Origin of the sequence: Streptomyces sp. KPB2, assembly GCF_003950055.1 — a bacterium.
Lineage (GTDB): Bacteria > Actinomycetota > Actinomycetes > Streptomycetales > Streptomycetaceae > Streptomyces > Streptomyces salinarius.
The window spans coordinates 324,844-340,453 of record NZ_CP034353.1; the positions used below are offsets into that span (position 1 = coordinate 324,844).

18 protein-coding genes are annotated in these 15,610 nt (G+C 73.0%); 8 read left to right on the plus strand and 10 right to left on the minus strand.

Translation table 11 applies throughout. From position 1 onward, the window contains the following. Positions 1-4: 4 nt before the first annotated feature. Positions 5-958, minus strand: coding sequence for a DUF1177 domain-containing protein (locus D1J63_RS01395; protein WP_125627357.1), 954 nt, complete (start codon positions 956-958; stop codon positions 5-7). Positions 959-1,089: 131 nt separating this feature from the next. Between D1J63_RS01395 and D1J63_RS01400 the strand changes: the two genes are divergently transcribed. From D1J63_RS01400 to D1J63_RS01410, 3 genes are all read left to right on the plus strand, one after another. Beyond that, a complete protein-coding gene (locus tag D1J63_RS01400; protein WP_125627358.1) occupies positions 1,090-1,932 on the plus strand; it encodes an IclR family transcriptional regulator in 843 nt (280 codons plus the stop codon). Between the two features lie 43 nt (positions 1,933-1,975). Further along, entirely contained in the window at positions 1,976-2,701 is a 726-nt protein-coding gene (gene pepE, locus D1J63_RS01405) for a dipeptidase PepE (RefSeq protein WP_125627359.1), read from the plus strand. A gap of 81 nt (positions 2,702-2,782) precedes the next feature. Next, complete coding sequence (locus tag D1J63_RS01410; RefSeq protein WP_102932650.1) at positions 2,783-4,006, plus strand: cytochrome P450; 1,224 nt, start codon at positions 2,783-2,785, stop codon at positions 4,004-4,006. Positions 4,007-4,019: 13 nt separating this feature from the next. Here D1J63_RS01410 and D1J63_RS01415 read toward each other — a convergent pair whose 3' ends face one another. The 5 genes from D1J63_RS01415 to D1J63_RS01435 form a co-directional block, all read right to left on the minus strand. Then, positions 4,020-5,282 carry a cytochrome P450 gene (locus D1J63_RS01415; RefSeq protein ID WP_125627360.1) on the minus strand — a complete coding sequence of 421 codons (1,263 nt, stop codon included), beginning with the start codon at positions 5,280-5,282 and terminating at the stop codon, positions 4,020-4,022. Then, positions 5,279-5,938 carry an ATP/GTP-binding protein gene (locus D1J63_RS01420; protein WP_233644759.1) on the minus strand — a complete coding sequence of 220 codons (660 nt, stop codon included), beginning with the start codon at positions 5,936-5,938 and terminating at the stop codon, positions 5,279-5,281. Before D1J63_RS01420 ends, D1J63_RS01415 begins: the two co-directional genes overlap by 4 nt. Continuing rightward, positions 5,919-6,275, minus strand: coding sequence for a DUF742 domain-containing protein (locus tag D1J63_RS01425; protein ID WP_031038983.1), 357 nt, complete (start codon positions 6,273-6,275; stop codon positions 5,919-5,921). The genes D1J63_RS01420 and D1J63_RS01425 overlap by 20 nt, the downstream gene beginning before the upstream one ends. Further along, on the minus strand, positions 6,272-6,691 hold the full coding sequence (locus tag D1J63_RS01430; protein ID WP_164417489.1) for a roadblock/LC7 domain-containing protein: 420 nt from the start codon (positions 6,689-6,691) through the stop codon (positions 6,272-6,274). The genes D1J63_RS01425 and D1J63_RS01430 overlap by 4 nt, the downstream gene beginning before the upstream one ends. A 158-nt stretch (positions 6,692-6,849) precedes the next feature. Then, positions 6,850-8,574: an ATP-binding protein gene (locus tag D1J63_RS01435; protein WP_241235496.1), complete on the minus strand. Its 1,725-nt coding sequence runs from the start codon at positions 8,572-8,574 to the stop codon at positions 6,850-6,852. A gap of 327 nt (positions 8,575-8,901) precedes the next feature. Here D1J63_RS01435 and D1J63_RS01440 point away from each other — a divergent pair, with 327 nt between their 5' ends. Further along, a complete protein-coding gene (locus D1J63_RS01440) occupies positions 8,902-9,735 on the plus strand; it encodes a lysozyme (RefSeq protein WP_102927824.1) in 834 nt (277 codons plus the stop codon). A 32-nt stretch (positions 9,736-9,767) separates the two neighbouring features. Here D1J63_RS01440 and D1J63_RS01445 read toward each other — a convergent pair whose 3' ends face one another. The 3 genes from D1J63_RS01445 to D1J63_RS01455 form a co-directional block, all read right to left on the minus strand. Beyond that, positions 9,768-10,490: an FAD binding domain-containing protein gene (locus D1J63_RS01445; RefSeq protein WP_125627362.1), complete on the minus strand. Its 723-nt coding sequence runs from the start codon at positions 10,488-10,490 to the stop codon at positions 9,768-9,770. Between the two features lie 109 nt (positions 10,491-10,599). Then, the gene (locus D1J63_RS01450; protein ID WP_232250525.1) at positions 10,600-11,430 is read right to left on the minus strand and encodes a hypothetical protein; all 831 of its coding nucleotides are present in this window, start codon (positions 11,428-11,430) and stop codon (positions 10,600-10,602) included. A 106-nt stretch (positions 11,431-11,536) separates the two neighbouring features. After that, positions 11,537-12,277, minus strand: a complete 741-nt coding sequence (locus D1J63_RS01455; RefSeq protein WP_125627364.1) for a class I SAM-dependent methyltransferase — start codon at positions 12,275-12,277, stop codon at positions 11,537-11,539. A gap of 44 nt (positions 12,278-12,321) precedes the next feature. On the opposite strand from D1J63_RS01455, the gene D1J63_RS01460 reads away from it, so the two are divergent. Both D1J63_RS01460 and D1J63_RS01465 read left to right on the plus strand, forming a co-directional pair. Then, positions 12,322-12,927: a flavodoxin family protein gene (locus D1J63_RS01460; protein WP_125627365.1), complete on the plus strand. Its 606-nt coding sequence runs from the start codon at positions 12,322-12,324 to the stop codon at positions 12,925-12,927. Positions 12,928-13,020: 93 nt separating this feature from the next. Next, positions 13,021-13,584 (plus strand): DNA starvation/stationary phase protection protein, encoded by a 564-nt coding sequence (locus D1J63_RS01465; protein ID WP_102927819.1) that lies wholly within the window; start codon positions 13,021-13,023, stop codon positions 13,582-13,584. A 68-nt stretch (positions 13,585-13,652) separates the two neighbouring features. On the opposite strand, the gene D1J63_RS01470 is transcribed toward D1J63_RS01465, so the two are convergent. Continuing rightward, on the minus strand, positions 13,653-14,009 hold the full coding sequence (locus D1J63_RS01470; RefSeq protein ID WP_007389548.1) for a PRC-barrel domain-containing protein: 357 nt from the start codon (positions 14,007-14,009) through the stop codon (positions 13,653-13,655). A 174-nt stretch (positions 14,010-14,183) separates the two neighbouring features. On the opposite strand from D1J63_RS01470, the gene D1J63_RS01475 reads away from it, so the two are divergent. Both D1J63_RS01475 and D1J63_RS01480 read left to right on the plus strand, forming a co-directional pair. Then, on the plus strand, positions 14,184-14,537 hold the full coding sequence (locus D1J63_RS01475) for an STAS domain-containing protein (RefSeq protein WP_125627366.1): 354 nt from the start codon (positions 14,184-14,186) through the stop codon (positions 14,535-14,537). After that, positions 14,534-15,463: an anti-sigma factor RsbA family regulatory protein gene (locus tag D1J63_RS01480; protein ID WP_125627367.1), complete on the plus strand. Its 930-nt coding sequence runs from the start codon at positions 14,534-14,536 to the stop codon at positions 15,461-15,463. The genes D1J63_RS01475 and D1J63_RS01480 overlap by 4 nt, the downstream gene beginning before the upstream one ends. Positions 15,464-15,610 lie beyond the last annotated feature (147 nt).

Sequence of the window (15,610 nt, forward strand, 5' to 3'; positions counted from 1 at the left end):
ATGATCACGACCCCCCGGGTTCGCGGCCGAGGGTCTGCAGCCGGGTCAGCGAGCCGTATCGGGACACGAGGGCGTCGAACTCCTGATCGTCGTGGAAGTCGAGCTGTCCGCCGCCGTAGGCCTTGGCGGTCTCGACGGCGAACCGGGCGGCGGCCGCGATGTCGGTCTCGTGGCTCGCGCCCGTCTGGCAGCCGGGCACCGCCGCCGCCGAGGTGATCGCGAGGCCGACCACCGGAGCGGCCGTCGCCGTGGCCGGCTGCAGGATCGAATTGATGTGGTGTACACCGTTACCGTACGGGGTGATGTCCTGCGTGGTCACCGGGTACGTGACCAAGGGCTCACCGGTGACCACGGCCAGCAGCTCGCCGAGCCGCTCGCTCACCTTGAGCACCCAGCCCTCCTTCACGGTGGGCGACAGGGCGAGGCCCTTGTGGTTGATGATCCGGTTGCCCTTGGTGGTGTCGACGGAGAGCACGGCCTCCATCTCCCCGGTGACCTCGTGCCGGTTCATGGTCGCGATGTCGACCGGCGAGTCCATGAAGGGCACCGGGTCGTGCGGTGCGGTCGGGGCGTTCGGGCAGATGTGCGTGGCCACGATCACGTCGCCGTCGAGCACGTCGCCCCGGCGCCGCATGTCCAGGAGCTTGGCGGCGGTGGCGAGCGCCGCGACCGCGCCGTCCGCGTCGGAGACCAGGCCGACGGCCTCCGGGCGCGCCCCGACGCCGCCGAGCCGCCCCACCACGCCGAGCGTCCGCGCGGAGCCACCGCTGGTACGGCCCGCCCGGCCCGGTATCCGCACGAGCACGAAGTCCGTCGAGCCGCGCTCGCCGGTGACGGTGGTGACCTCGGCGCCGGAGCCCTCCGGACCCGCCACGGAGTCGAGGTGGGCGGCGACGCGCTTGCCGTCGACGTCGGGATCGTCGAGCAGATCCACGAGGTCCAGGACGTACTTCAACATGGGCAGTTCTCCTGATCCGCACCGGGGGCGGTGCTCACAGCAGGTTCGGGATCGACTAGCGTTGTCCGCAACTGTTTCCCGTTATCTGCAATACGAGTCTGAATGGCGAGATGTGAGGGAGAGGAGCCGTCATGCCCGGTCGCCCCGTTGAGCCCCTGGACCGCAGGACACCGGCCGGGGCGCTGCAGACCGTCGACCGCGCCCTGCTGGTGCTGCTGGCGTTCGAGCGCACCCGTCCGGACTGGGGGGTCACCGAGATCGCCGCCGAGTTCGGCTGGGACACCTCGGTCGCCCAGCGGCTGCTCTCCACCCTCGCGGGTCGCGGCTTCCTGGTCTCCGACCCGGCCACCCGGCGTTACCGGATCGGCCCGGCCGCCCTGCGCCTGGGCCGCCTCTGGGAGCGTTCGGGCTCCCTGGAACTGCTCGCGGAACCGGTGCTCCAGGAGTTGCGGACGGCGACCGGCGACACGGTGCTCTTCTGCCTGCCCGACAGCTTCCACATGCGCTGTGTCGCGGCCGTCGAGGGCGAGGAGGGACCGCTGCGCTACTACCCGCTGGTCGGCGAGCTGTACCCCGCTCACGCGGGCGCCACCAGCAAGTCGTTCTACGCCTTCCTGCCCGACGACCAGCGCCACCGGCTTTTCCGCGGGCGCCCGATGGCCCGCTTCACCGAGCGCACGGTCACCGACCCGGACCAGCTGGAGCGCGAGTTCCGCACCGTCCGCGCACAGGGCTACGCGTGGACGGTCGGCGAGTACGACGCCGGCATCGGCACGGTCGCCATGCCGGTGTTCCTCGGCTCGGAGCCCTACGGCAGCCTCAGTCTCGGCGCCGCCAAGGAGCGCTTCCCCGAAGGGCCCGAGGACCGGCTGGAGGTGCTGCGCCGGGCCGTCCGGCTGCTGGAGCAGCGGCTGACGCATCCGCCCCAGCACCACCGACGCCCGCGTGCATCCCGCACACCCCCCACCGCCTGACCCACCGATCCACCCGATCCACCCGTCTGCGAGGACCGACCCCGTGAATCTTCTGCTCCTGTCCAACTCCACCCAGCACGGCCGCGGTTACCTGGAACACGCCCTCGGCACCGTGACCGGTTTCCTGCCCACCGGGGCCCGGCTCGCCTTCGTGCCGTACGCGCTCGCCGACCACGACGCCTACACCGCCCGGGTGCGGGGCGCGCTGTCCGACGCAGGGATCGAGGTGCGGGGCGTGCACGAGGGCGGCGATCCGCTCGCGCGGCTCGGCGAGGCGGACGCGGTGTTCGTCGGCGGCGGCAACTCCTTCCGGCTGCTGTCCGCGCTGTACCGCACGGGGCTGCGGGAGGCGCTGATCGAGGCCGTGGCCGGCGGGCTGCCGTACATGGGGGCCAGCGCCGGGACCAACATGGCGGCGCCCTCGCTGCGCACCACCAACGACATGCCGATCGTCGAGCCGCCGTCCTTCGAGACGCTCGGGCTGGTTCCGTTCCAGATCAATCCGCACTACCTCGACCCGGACCCCGCCTCCACCCACAAGGGCGAGACCCGCGAGGAGCGGCTCCGGGAGTTCCTGGAGGAGAACGACGTGCCCGTGCTGGGCCTGCGGGAGGGGTCCTGGCTGCGGGTCGAGGGCGAGCGGGCCGTGCTCGGCGGCGAGCGCGACGCCCGGCTGTTCCGGCGGGGAGCGGATCCGCGCGAGCTGGCGGTGGGCTCGGACCTGTCCGAACTCCTCGCGGTACGGGGCGAGTTCGACACCCGTTCCTGACCCGTCCGCCGCGCGGTCTGTCGAAGGCGTCGCCTCGTCAATAGCCTGGTGGGACAAGGCCGTTGTCGACCGAGGAGTCTCATGTCCACCGCGCAGCAGGTCCCCGACATCCTCTCCCCCGAGTTCGCGGCGAACCCGTATCCGGCCTACCGGACGATGCGGGACAGCGCGCCCCTCATCCGGCACGAGGCCACGCAGAGCTGGATCGTCTCGCGCTACGAGGACGTGGAACGGGTCTTCAAAGACCGTGCGGGGCAGTTCACCACGGAGAACTACGACTGGCAGCTCGAGCCCGTGCACGGCCGGACGATCCTCCAGCTGAGCGGCCGGGAGCACGCGGTCCGGCGCGCCCTGGTCGCCCCGGCCTTCCGCGGGGCCGACCTCCAGGAGCGCTTTCTGCCGGTGATCGAGCGCAACTCCCGGGAGCTGATCGACGCGTTCCGGCACACGGGACGTGCCGACCTGGTCGCCGACTACGCCACCCGGTTCCCCGTCAACGTCATCGCGGACATGCTGGGTCTGGACAAGGCCGACCACGACCGGTTCCACGGCTGGTACACGTCGGTCATCGCGTTCCTGGGCAACCTCTCGGGTGACCGGGAGGTCGCCGCCGCCGGTGCGCGCACCCGCGTGGAGTTCGCCGAGTACATGATCCCCGTCATCCGGGAGCGCCGCGAGAAGCCGGGCGACGACCTGCTGTCCACGCTGTGCGCCGCCGAGGTGGACGGGGTGCGGATGAGCGACGAGGACATCAAGGCGTTCTGCAGCCTGCTGCTCGCGGCAGGCGGCGAGACCACCGACAAGGCGATCGCCGGCATCTTCGCCAACCTGCTGGCCCACCCGGAGCAGTTGGCGGCCGTGCGCGAGGACCGGAGCCTGATCCCGCGTGCCTTCGCCGAGACGCTGCGCTACACCCCGCCGGTCCACATGATCATGCGTCAGACGGCGACGGACGTCACGCTCAGCGGCGGGACGATACCCGCCGGCGCCACCGTCACCTGTCTGATAGGCGCGGCCAACCGGGACGAGAACCGCTACCGCGACCCGGACCGCTTCGACATCATGCGCGACGACCTGACCACCACGACCGCCTTCTCGGCCGCCGCCGACCATCTCGCCTTCGCGCTGGGCCGGCACTTCTGCGTCGGGGCGCTGCTGGCGAAGGCCGAGGTGGAGACCGGGGTCGGGCAGCTCCTCGACGCCCTGCCCGACCTGCGCACGGAGGACGGGTTCGAGGTCGTGGAGCGGGGCGTGTTCACGCGGGGCCCGCAGTCGCTGCCGGTGCGGTTCACCCCCGCGGCCTGACGGGCCGTACGCGTCAGGCCACGACGGGCGTGAAGACGGCGGGCAGCGCCGTCAGACCGCGCATCCAGATGGAGGGACGCCAGGTCAGCTCCCCCGGCTCGACGGCGAGTACGAGATCGGGAAGGCGTTCCAGCAGGGTCTCGACCGCGGTGCGGGCGATGACGTCGGCGAGCAGCGGCGCCGGGTAGGGGCAGCGGTGTTCGCCGTTGCTGAAGGAGAGGTGCGCGGAGTTCTCGGCGCCGACGTGGGCCTCGGGCCACAGCTGCGGATCGGTGTTGGCCGCGGCGAGGCCGAGGACGAGGCAGTCGCCGGCCCGGATCTGCCGGCCGCCCAGCTGGGTGTCGCCCACGGCCCAGCGGCCGATGAAGTTCTGCGTGGGGGTGTCCAGCCACAGCACCTCGTTGAGGGCCTCCCCCACGCTGAGGCGGCCGCCGGAGACGTTGAGGGCGAAGCGCTCGTCGGTGAGCAGCAGGCGGAGCGTGTTGCCGATCCAGTTGGCGGTGGGCTGCTGGGCGGCGGCGATGACGGAGATCAGGTCCTGGACGATCTCCTCGTCGGTCAGTCCCGCCGGGTGGGTCAGCATCCGGGAGGTGACGTCGGGTCCGGGGCGTTCGCGCTTGTGGCGGACCAGCCGGTGGATGCGCTCGCCCACGCGCGTGTACGCGGCGACCGGGTCGTCGCCCTCGGCCGCGTCGAGGGAGATCCGCAGGTCCTCGACGAGTTGCTGGGTCTCGGCGCCGCTGTGCGGCATCCCGCACATGCGCACGGCGGCGATCATCGGCAGGGGATGGGCGTAGCCGCTCATCAGCTCGGCGCGGCCGCTGCCGGCGAAGGCGGCGATGAGCCGGTCGGCGAGCTGCCGGCAGTCCCGGGCCAGTTCGAACTGGTCGATGCCGGCGAGCGCCTGGGTGATGACCCCGGCCCGCCGCCGGTGCTCCTCGCCCTCGGTGAACAGGACGGACGGCTGATGCCCGACGTAGGGCAGCAGGGGCCAGTCGGGCGGGATGCTGCCCCACTGGTTCCAGCGGCGCGAGTCCCGGGCGAACAGGTCGTCGTGGCTGGTCACATAGCTGACCTCCGGATAGCCGAGGACCAGCCAGGCGGGGATGCCGCCGTCGAGGAGCACGGGTGCGACGGCGCCGTGTTCGGCGCGCAGTCCGCGGTACAGCTCCGACGGGGTCTGCTGGTACTCCAGTCCGGCCAGCGGCACGGCGTCCGGGTGCGCGGGGCAGCCCGGCGCGGCGACGGGGTGGGGTGACGGGTCCAGATCGGTCACGATGCGCTCTCCTGGGCCAGGGCCAGTTGGTAGAGGTGGTCCACGAGGGTGACCAGGACGTTCTTGCCCGACGTCCGCACCCGCGCGTCGCAGTCGATCAGCGGCACGTGGTCGGGCAGCGCGAGGGCCAGCCGGATCTCGTCCAGGGAGTGCCGGGCGGTGTCGTCGTCGAAGCGGTTCACGGCCACCACGAAGGGGGTGCGGTGGTGTTCCAGCCGGTCTATCGCGTACCAGGAGTCGTCCATCCGGCGGGTGTCCACCAGGACGACCGCGCCGAGGGTGCCGGAGAACAGCCGGTCCCACAGGAACCAGAAACGCTCCTGACCGGGGGCGCCGAACAGGTACAGCACCATGCGGTCGTTGAGGCTGATGCGACCGAAGTCGAAGGCCACCGTGGTGGTGGTCTTCGCGGTGACCGAGCCGGTCTCGTCGACGCCGACCCCGGCCTGGGTCATGACCTCCTCGGTGTTGAGCGGCCGGATCTCGCTCACGGAGCGGACGAGGGTGGTCTTGCCGACTCCGAATCCGCCCACGACGACGATCTTCAGCCCGGTCTCCGCGGCGTCGGTCAGCGGCGTGCGGCCGGAGGGCGCGGGGGCTTCCGTGACCGTGTGCGGGACCGCGGAGGCCGTCGGGTCAGAGGTTGCGGAGTCCATGGAGCACCTCCTGGAGCAGGGCGGTATCGGGGTGCGACGCGGCGGTCTGCCCCAGGCGCGGGTGGCGGGCGGTGATGCTGCCGGTGGCCAGCAGGTCGCCGAGCAGGATGCGGACCACCGTGATCGGCAGGGCCAGCTCGGCGGCGAGTTCGACCACGGCCGTGGGGTGCCGGCACAGGTCGAGGATGCGGACGTGTTCCGACTGCATGCCGGCCGTCGGCCCGCACTCGGCGACCACCAGGGTGACGAGGTCGAACGAGTCGTCGGCACGGCTGCGCCCGCCCGTGACCGTGTAGAGCCGGTCGGGTGCGCCGGTGTCCACGGGCCTGCGCGTCACGACGAGCTGCCCCCGGGGACGGCGTGGCGCGGCTCGGCCCTCAGGTGGTCGCCGATCTGCTCGACCAGCTCGGTCATCTGGTGGCCGACGACACCGGGATCGGCGTCCTCGACCGCGACGACGGCCAGGTGGGCGCCCTCGCCCGCTTCCACGATGAACAGCAGGCCGCCGTGGAACTCGGTCATGGAGTGGCGTACGCCGCCGGTTCCGTTGCCGAACTCGACGGAGGCGCCCTGGGCGAGGGCCTGGATGCCCGAGCAGATCGCGGCGAGCTGGTCGGCCCGGTCCAGGGTGAGGTGCTCGGTCCAGCAGAGCTTGAGGCCGTCGCGGGACAGGACGAGGGCGTGGCGGGTACCGGGGGTGCGGTCCAGGAGGTTCTGCAGGAGCCAGGTGAGGCTGTTGTCGGTGGTCTGCATGGTGGGTGCGGGGCCGGTGGTTCCCGGTGCTGCGGTCACCGGCCCGTTCCTCCAATCTCACGAGCGGCACGAGCGATAGGGGCGAATGGGTGGGGCGGGGGAATCGGCCGGCGCCGTACGGTGCGAGGCGTGTGCCGGTACGGGCGTCGGCCCGGTCCCTAGTCCGGGGCGGGCGGTTCGGACTCCGGTGTCCCGGCGGCCCCCGCGGACCGCCGTCCGCGGTGGAAGGCGCCGAAGCTGGCCCCGGCGTCGCGCTGGGCGGACGCCGCCGGGTCGGCGGGCAGCCGGTGGTGGTCCCGCTGTTCACGCTCGGCCTCGGCCTCGGCCATGGTGCGGCCCGGGGAGCGCACGGGCAGTCCGCCCGGCGTGGCCGCCGCGGGGCCGGGTCGCGCCGCCTGTTCGGGCAGCACGGCGCGCTCCACCGGCCGGACGTCCGGGACACGCCGCGCGTGTGCCGGGGCTTCCGCGGCGGGGGCGGGCCCGGGGACGGCGTAGCCGCCGCCACCGCCGAACGTGCGGCCGGTCGGCGCGGGCCCCGGGTCCCGTTGCTGGGCGAGCAGCTGGGGCGGCACCAGGACGACGACGCCCGTACCGCCGCGCGACGAGGGCCGGTAGCTGACTCCGACGCCGTACTTGGCGGCCAGCCGTCCGACCACGGCGAGGCCGAGGCGGGTGCCCTGGAGGGAGGCCAGGTCGTTCATCCGTCCCGAGACCGCCTCTTCGGCGTGGCGCATGGCGGCGTCGGCCATCTTCAGCCCGCTGTCCTCGATGGTGACGACGATTCCGGCGGTACGTTCCTCCACGTAGACGTGGACCTCGTCGATGGGTGGCGAGAAGTTGGCCGCGTTGTCCATGAGTTCGGCCAGCAGGTGCATGACGCCCTCGGCCGCGTAGCCGGAGATCGCGGCGTCGGTGGAGCAGTGCATCCGGACCCGCTGGTAGGCGGCGATCCGGCCGACGGCGCCGCGCAGGATGCTCTCCATCACGATGGGCCTGTTCCACGCCCGGCTGGAGCGTCCGCCCATCAGGAGGGCCAGCCGGTCGGTGATGAGGCCGAGCTGGGAGGTGCTGTGGTCCAGGCGCAGCAGATCGCCGAGGACCTCCTCGCCGTGACGATCCTGCATGTCCCTCAGGTCGGCGAGCATGCTGACGGCCTTGGCCTGGACGCGGCCGAGGGACTTGGCGGAGGCGGCCTGCGCGGCGGCGGTGCGGCGCTCGCTGTGGGCCAGTTCCCGGACGAACAGCTCGGCGCAGGCGCGCGGCCCCGCTCCCCGCGGCCACTCCAGCTCGGACAGGACGATCTCCGCCGAGGTGCCGTCCCGCAGTTTCTCCACGGCGGCGGGCAGCGTGCTCTTGGTGAGTTGTTCCAGCTCGGCGGCGCTCCTGCGTGCCTCGTGCACCGCCTGCTGCCGCCGGGACTCGGCGTCCGCGGCGTGCCGTACGGCGTCCTCCACCAGCGCGGCGAAGCTCTGTACGACCTGACGCAGGTGGGGGCCGGAGGCGGGGGCGGTGTTGGCGACGGCCTCCTCCGCGCCGGTGCCGTCGCGGACTTGCTGCGCGATGCCCGGCAGCGCCACGTTGACGAGGTGGACCAGGCCGGCGTTCTCCTGCGCGAGCCGGCCCTTGAGGGCGTTGATCTCCGTCCGCCGGGCCGCCGCCGTCCGGCGTGCCCGTCCGACCAGGTGGGAGCCGAGGCCGACGGAGAGGGCGACGCACAGCCAGGAGGTGACGGCGAGGGTCGCGGTCCAGCTCCGGGCGGTGTCGGGAGCGGCCGCCCAGGCGGCGCCCGCGGCCGCGGCGGCGGCCGGGAGCACGAGCAGCGGGACGGCCGGGGTGGAGCGGCCTGGTTTCTGCGTCCGGGGCGGGGTGGGGGGTGCAGACATTGACATTCCGCGGTCCCTCTGGTCCTTGAGAGCGGGGAGAAGGCCGGTCGACCTGGGGCGGCCGCGGGCCGGAGCCGTGCCACCGGGTGCGTGGTGATCACTCCGGTGGGCCTGCGGCTCATGCTAGTCAGCGCGTTGGCCTCCCATGCCGGACCGAGCGCAGACCCCACCGAGGAGGGAACTTTCCCGACATCTCGCCAATCGAACGCAGCGATGTGGTACTGGCGTTCTTCTCGAGGCGGAGGTTCTCCGGAGCGGACCGTCCGGCAGCACCGTCTGGACGAACGCGGGATGCGGTGGGGCCCGACTCCGGTTCGGATGGATGCCATGCGCAGACCCATAGCCGTGGCGAAACGCCACTCACGCCTGCTCACCTCAGGCGTCATCCTCGCCGCCCAGTCACTCCTCCTGACGCTGTCCGCCGTCCCGGCCTCGGCCGACGACACCCGGACGCCCGCCCGCGGTACCGCCCACATGGGTACGGGCGTCCTCGCCCACGAAGGCGTCCAGGGCCGGCCCGTCGGCACCCGCGTCGCCCAGACCGAGGGGGTGGACGTCTCCAGCCACCAGGGCAACGTCGCCTGGTCGACCCTCTGGAACAGCGGTGTGAAGTGGGCCTATGTGAAGGCCACCGAGGGGACCTCCTACCGGAACCCGTACTTCGCCCAGCAGTACGGCGGTTCGTACGACGTCGGCATGGTCCGCGGCGCGTACCACTTCGCGACCCCGGACACCTCCGGCGGCGCCGCCCAGGCGGACTACTTCGTCGACCACGGCGGGGCCTGGTCCAAGGACGGCAGGACGCTGCCGGGCGTCCTGGACATCGAGTACAACCCGTACGGGGCCACCTGCTACGGGCGGACGCACAGTCAGATGGTGAGCTGGATCCGGGCCTTCCTGGACCGGTACAAGCAGCGCACCGGCCGTCACGCCGCCGTCTACACGTCCACCAACTGGTGGACGCAGTGCACCGGGAACTACAGCGGTTTCGGCGCGAGCAACCCGCTGTGGATCGCGCGGTACGCCTCGACCGTCGGGGAGCTCCCGGCCGGCTGGGACTTCCACACCATGTGGCAGTACACCTCGTCCGGACCGACCGTCGGCGACCACGACAAGTTCAACGGGGCGCTGGACCGTGTCAAGGCCCTGGCCAACGGCTGACGCGCACACCCGCGCCGTCGCCGGCCGTCGTCTCAGCGGCCGGCGAGGGCGTCCAGGATGTCGGCGACCTGCTCCCGGACCACGTCCCGGACCCCCGCGGGCAGGGCGCCGATGTCCGTCCGTTCCAGGAGGTCCAGGGCCTGGTCGGCGCCCGCGTCGCAGGTGGCGCTCTCGCTGAGCACGTCGTAGCCGTCTCGGACGGCGACGCGCAGTCGCCGCCCGCCGTCGCCGTCGGCGTGCACCGCGGTGGCGACCACCAGCGGCGGCGGGCCGCCGGCTTCGGCGGGCTGCTTGCGGTAGCCGCTGGCCAGGGGGGTGCGCCAGCGCAGGCCGAGCATCAGGTGACGCTTCGCCACCACCTCGGCCAGATCGGTCTCGTAGGGGCGGTCGGGGCCCAGCACCGTGGCGCGGGCGTCCAGCACGAGGGCCGCGGGAAGCAGGCAGCGCAGGCTGCTGCCCACGAGGTTGCCGCCGACGGTGGCCGTCCGGCGTACCGCTCCGGTGCCCACCGAGCCCGCCGCCCGGCGCAGCACCTCGGGGACCCGGTCGTCCATGCGGTGCAGCACCACGGCCGCGCCCAGCGCCTCGGGTTCGACGGTGTTCGCCTCCGGCAGTGCGCGCAGCGACATGGCCAGTTCCGGGAAGCCGTCGCGCTGCCAGGTGGCCCACACGAGCGTGGCCCCGCCGATGGGCACCGCCCCCTGCGCCATGCACTCCTGTGCTTCGGACACGGATGTGGGCTGACGCAGCAGCATGGCGATCGACCTGCTTCCCGGGAGTCGGCGGCCGGACGACACCGCGTCTTCCGCCGGGTGATCACGGTCACTGGGATTGTCCGCACCGCGGAGGGGGCGCGTACAGGGCTCACTCCTTTCCCGTGTGCGCCCTTCGCGCGCCGAGCAGTGCGTCGGTCAGTTCGGCGCGCAGGCGTTCGGCGTCCATGCGGACGAGTGCGGGGACCTGGGCGTTCCACGTCTCCGCGGCCCGGTCCAGGGACTCGGCGCAGGCCCGCCGGGCGCGGCGTCCCAGCAGCGCGGCGGCGAGGGGCACGAGCGGACGGGCGAAGGAGCGGCCCCCGGCCCGTATTCTCACGGTCACCAGCCAGCGTCCGTCCGGGGCGGGGCGCGGCACGACCGTGACGCCGACGCGGGCGTACGCGTGTGTCAGGGTTCCGGTGAGGGGAGCGCGGGACGGGTGGCGGCCCCGGCCGGTCGCCCGCCACCACCCGTCCAGGTCGAGGTGTACACGTCCGGTGCCGCCCAGGTGTTTGTCCCGCTTGCCGCCGCTCGGGGTCAGCGTCACCGACAGCGACGCCTCGCGCGGCCGTTCGGCGCTCGTGAGCGTGAGGGCGCAGTCCAGCCGGGCGGGGTGGTCCGGGGCGCCGTCGACGGTGACGACCTCCAGCGCGGTCTCCCGGCGGCGGTCCCAGGCGCGCACGGTGACGCACTGGTCCGCGTCCGGTTCCCCGCTCTCCTCGTGCACGGGCCGGTACCGCGCCCCCGGCCGCAGATGCCGGCCCCGTGCCAGCACCAGTCCGGGCAGTGGGCGGCCGTCGGGCAGCCGCAGGCGCGCTCCCTGGGCGTCCGTGTCCTCGGCGTCCGTGTCCTCGGCCAGGTCGTGCAGTGTGGCGACGCACGACTCGAACCAGCGGCGCGGTACGGGGGCGAGGGTCACGGTGTGCTGAAAACGGGCCATGCGGCGAGGGTGGCCGCCCGGAGGCCGCCGTGTCAGGAGGGCGGCCGGGCAGTGAGGAGGCGGCGTTGGTTGCCGGGTTCCGGAGGTCGCCGCGGTGCCGGTGGCGTCAGTGTCCGTCCGCCTCCGGGCGTCGCGCGACGAAGACGAACTCCCTGCCCTCGCGGTCGGGGGCCCCGCGCACCTCGCGCACCTCGTACCCCTGCCCGGTCAGGTCGGCCGCCACCTCGTCCCGCTCGCGGAAGCGCAGCGTCGAGTCGGAGGTGAGCACCTGGCCGTCCGCCGCGAAGACGTAGGTCCACCGGAAGGTGACCAGCGGGCCGCTCACGTCCAGGAGCCGGCACCAGCTCTCGACGGGGCCCGTGCCGGGAATCCGAGCGACCTGGTGCGTGTGTTCGCGGGTCCACTCCTCCCAGGCGCGCCGGGCCGGGTCCCGTGTCTCGAACACCAGGTGTCCGCCGGGCCGCAGGGCCTCGTACGCGCCGCGCAGCGTCGCCTGCCAGTCGTGGCGGCCGGTGATCGCCTGGGCGACGTTCGCCGTCATGGTCGCCAGGTCGACGCGCAGCGGGGGCAGTGCGGCGGCGTCGCCCTCGATCCAGCGCACCCGGTCGGCGCCCGGCTTGCCCCGGGCCACGTCGAGACTCGCCCCGGCGGGATCGACGCCGACGACGTCCATGCCGCGCTCCGCCAGCAGCAGGGCGAACACGCCGGTCCCGCACCCGATGTCCAGCACGCTGCTCGCGCCGAACTCGTCGGCCATGCGCAGGTACGCCTCGAGGTCGCCGCGGTCGGTGTCGAGCACGTCGTAGAGCGCGGCGAGCCGCGGATGTTGGAAGCACTCGTCAGCCATACGGCCGACGATAGTGCCGACCCGGCCGGGGAACAGGGGAATTCATGCGCGCACTCGTCATCAACTGCACCCTCAAGCCCTCGCCCCAGCCGTCGAACACCGAGGCGCTCGCCGCCACCGTGATCGCGGCGCTCAAAGGTCACGGGGCGGAGGTGGACGTGGTCCGGGCCGTCGACCTGAATCTGAAACCGGGGGTCGAGACCGACATGGGCGACGGGGACGACTGGCCGGCCGTGCACGAGAAGCTGCTGGCCTCGCAGATCCTGGTCGTCGCGTCGCCGACCTGGCTGGGCCGCCCCTCGTCCGTCGCACAGCGGGTGCTGGAGCGCATGGACGCCATGCTCGGTGAGACCGACGACGAGGGCCGCCCGGTCGCCTACAACCGGGTCGCGGGCGTCCTGGTCACCGGGAACGAGGACGGCGCCCATCATGTCATCAGCGAGATCTGCGGCGGGCTCGCGGACATCGGCTACACCATCCCCGGCCAGGCCTGGACCTACTGGCACCTCGGCCCCGGTCCCGGTCCGGACTTCCTCGACGACGAGCGCGGCCACGACTGGTCGGTGTCCACCGGCCGGGCCATGGCGTCCAACCTCGTGCACGCGGCGCGCGCCCTCGGTGCGATGCCGCTGCCGGCGCCGCCGTCCTGATCGCGGCGCAGGCCGGCATGTCTGCCGGTGCCGATACGGGGCATTCGTGCACGAGCAACGACGTACGCAACGCATGAGGAGCTGAGGTCCGCCATGACGCACGACCTGACCCCGAAGTACACGGTCCCCGGCATCGAGCGCGAGGCCGCCGGGCGGCTGATCGGTGTGCTCCGGCTGCGCCTGCACGCCCTCAACGACCTGCACCTGACGCTGAAGCACGTGCACTGGAACGTGGTGGGTCCGCACTTCATCGCGGTCCACGAGATGATCGACCCCCAGGTGGACCAGGTGCGCGAGATGGCCGACGACGTCGCGGAGCGCATCGCCGCGCTCGGCGGGGTGGCCCAGGGCACCCCCGGCGCGCTGGTGGCCGAGCGGAAGTGGGACGACTACTCCATCGGCCGGGCGGACGCCATCGCCCATCTCGGCGCGCTCGACGTGGTGTACACCGGCGTGGTCGAGGGCATGCGCGCGGCGGTCGAGGAGGCCGGCAAGATCGACACCGCCACGGAGGACCTGCTGATCGGGCAGCTCAGGGACCTGGAGCAGTTCCAGTGGTTCGTGCGGGCCCATCTCGAGAGCGCGGGCGGCACCCTCGCCACGGGCAGTGCGACCTCCGAGACAGAGGGGGCGGCGCGCGGCGCGGACGTCTCGTAACCGGGTTGTCCGAACCCGGGGGCCGTGTCCCGCCCGTGCGGCCGGGACACGGCCCCCCGAGGGGCGCCTCAGCGCCGGCCGAGGCGGCGTTCGCCGCGGCTGCCCTGCTCGTAGGGCAGGTGGTAGTGGGCGAAGACCGCGCCCTCGTCCTCGGCGGCGAGCTCACCGTCCGGGTCGATTCCGGGGGCGTCCTTGACCAGCGACTTGTCGTAGGTCACCTTCAGGTACTGCGGCCCCACGGTGGCCTTGTCCACCGGCACGAAGACGAGCCGCCGGCGGGTCGGCAGGCCGATCGTGACCGTGGCGAACGCGGGCCGGTCGGTGAGGGTGTCGAAGTAGATGGACTCCAGGGTCCCGATCTTGCGGCCGTCGTAGTCCACGACGTCGAGGCCGCGCCAGTCACGAATGTTTTCGGCTTCAAACATGCCTGTTCTTCCCTTCCGAGGACGCGCTCTCTGTCGTGTTCCCCGCTTCGCCCGGCTGTCGCCTGTTTGTCCCCTCACCGGCGTACGGGGGCGGATCCGGGATAGGCTGCCTGGCCGGAAGGAGTGCCCTGGCGGCGGACGGGTGCCGGGCGGAGTTCCGAAGGGGGATCGAGTGTGGACGGCGCAGGCGCTCCGGGCGGCCCGGCCCGTGTGCGGACCGGTGCGGTGCTCGACGTGGGCCCGCTGTCCGGCCGTACGGGTATCCGTGCCAGCGGTGAGATCAACGTGAGCACCCGGCTGTCCTGGGAGAAGGCCCTGACCGAGCTGTCCCGGCAGCACACCGACGTGTCCTACGTGGAACTGTCCGGCGTGCGCTTCGTCGACGTGGCCGGGGTGACGGCGCTGGCCGTCACGGCCATGAGGCTGCCCGTCGGCCGGGTCGTGGTGGAGCGTCCGCCCCCGCAGCTTCCGCGGGTCCTGGACCTCTTCTGGCCGTCCCTGCACCGGATCGAGGTGGCGCCGCGATGAGCACGCCGACCACCGAGGAGACATTCACCCACCCGGCGCTGTTCTACCGCTCGGAGGCCGAGTACACGGACCGGACGGTGGCGTTCGTGCGGGAGGGGCTGGCCGCGGGCGAGCCGGTGGCGGTGGCCGTGCCCGGCCCCAACCTGGAGCTGGTGCGGGGCGGGCTGGGCGCGGACGCGCGGGACGTCACCTTCCTGGACATGACCGAGGCGGGGCGCAATCCGGGGCGGATCATCCCGGGCGTGCTGCGCGCGTTCGCCGACGCGCACGCGCGGGCCCGGGTGCGGATCGTCGGCGAGCCGGTCTGGGCCGGGCGCAGCGCTGCGGAGTACCCCGCGTGCGCCCAGCACGAGGCGTTGATCAACGCCGCCTTCGCGGGCCGCCCCGCGACGATCCTGTGCCCGTACGACGAGACCCGGCTGGCCGCGAACGTCCTGGCCGACGCCCTGGCCACCCACCCGACGGTCATCGCCCAGGGGGACGCGCGGGCCAGCGAGGCCTACGACTGGCGTGCCGTCGTCGCCCGCTACAACGAGCCGCTCACCTGCCCGCCCGACGCCGGCGTCCTCGCCTTCGGGGCCGGGGAGCTGCCCGAGGCGCGCCGTTTCGCGGTCGACCGGGCGGCCTCGCTCGGGCTGGCCGGGCGGCGGCTGCAGGACGCGGAACTGGCGGTGTCCGAGCTGACCACCAACAGCGTGATCCACGGCGGCGGCGGCGGAACGCTGGCGGTCTGGGCCGAGGCGGGACAGGTGGTGTGCGAGGTCCGCGACGGCGGACGGCTGACGGATCCGCTCGCCGGCCGCCGGCCCGCGGAGCCCGGCCAGATCGGCGGCCGCGGTCTCCTGCTCGTCCACTACGTCGCCGACCTGGTGCGGGTGCACACCACCGACGGGGGCACCGCGGTCCGCTTCTGTCTCGGTCTGTGAGGCGCCCGCCGCCCGGGCCGAGGGCACCGTCCCTGAGCCCTCGTCGGCCGTTCCGGCACTTCGCCATGCATGCGCCGTCTGACTCGGGGTAGGCGATCGTGCGTCGGCCGACAAGGTGACAACGACGACCGATCAACCGGGAGGGCA

Excerpts from the sequence above, each read along its gene's own strand:
- D1J63_RS01395 (WP_125627357.1), bottom strand. The coding sequence starts at position 958 with ATGTTGAAGTACGTCCTGGACCTCGTGGATCTGCTCGACGATCCCGAC.
- D1J63_RS01400 (WP_125627358.1), top strand. The coding sequence starts at position 1,090 with ATGCCCGGTCGCCCCGTTGAGCCCCTGGACCGCAGGACACCGGCCGGG.
- D1J63_RS01410 (WP_102932650.1), top strand. The coding sequence starts at position 2,783 with ATGTCCACCGCGCAGCAGGTCCCCGACATCCTCTCCCCCGAGTTCGCG.
- D1J63_RS01420 (WP_233644759.1), bottom strand. The coding sequence starts at position 5,938 with ATGGACTCCGCAACCTCTGACCCGACGGCCTCCGCGGTCCCGCACACG.
- D1J63_RS01430 (WP_164417489.1), bottom strand. The coding sequence starts at position 6,691 with ATGCAGACCACCGACAACAGCCTCACCTGGCTCCTGCAGAACCTCCTG.
- D1J63_RS01435 (WP_241235496.1), bottom strand. The coding sequence starts at position 8,574 with ATGTCTGCACCCCCCACCCCGCCCCGGACGCAGAAACCAGGCCGCTCC.
- D1J63_RS01440 (WP_102927824.1), top strand. The coding sequence starts at position 8,902 with ATGCGCAGACCCATAGCCGTGGCGAAACGCCACTCACGCCTGCTCACC.
- D1J63_RS01445 (WP_125627362.1), bottom strand. The coding sequence starts at position 10,490 with ATGCTGCTGCGTCAGCCCACATCCGTGTCCGAAGCACAGGAGTGCATG.
- D1J63_RS01450 (WP_232250525.1), bottom strand. The coding sequence starts at position 11,430 with ATGGCCCGTTTTCAGCACACCGTGACCCTCGCCCCCGTACCGCGCCGC.
- D1J63_RS01455 (WP_125627364.1), bottom strand. The coding sequence starts at position 12,277 with ATGGCTGACGAGTGCTTCCAACATCCGCGGCTCGCCGCGCTCTACGAC.
- D1J63_RS01460 (WP_125627365.1), top strand. The coding sequence starts at position 12,322 with ATGCGCGCACTCGTCATCAACTGCACCCTCAAGCCCTCGCCCCAGCCG.
- D1J63_RS01465 (WP_102927819.1), top strand. The coding sequence starts at position 13,021 with ATGACGCACGACCTGACCCCGAAGTACACGGTCCCCGGCATCGAGCGC.
- D1J63_RS01470 (WP_007389548.1), bottom strand. The coding sequence starts at position 14,009 with ATGTTTGAAGCCGAAAACATTCGTGACTGGCGCGGCCTCGACGTCGTG.
- D1J63_RS01480 (WP_125627367.1), top strand. The coding sequence starts at position 14,534 with ATGAGCACGCCGACCACCGAGGAGACATTCACCCACCCGGCGCTGTTC.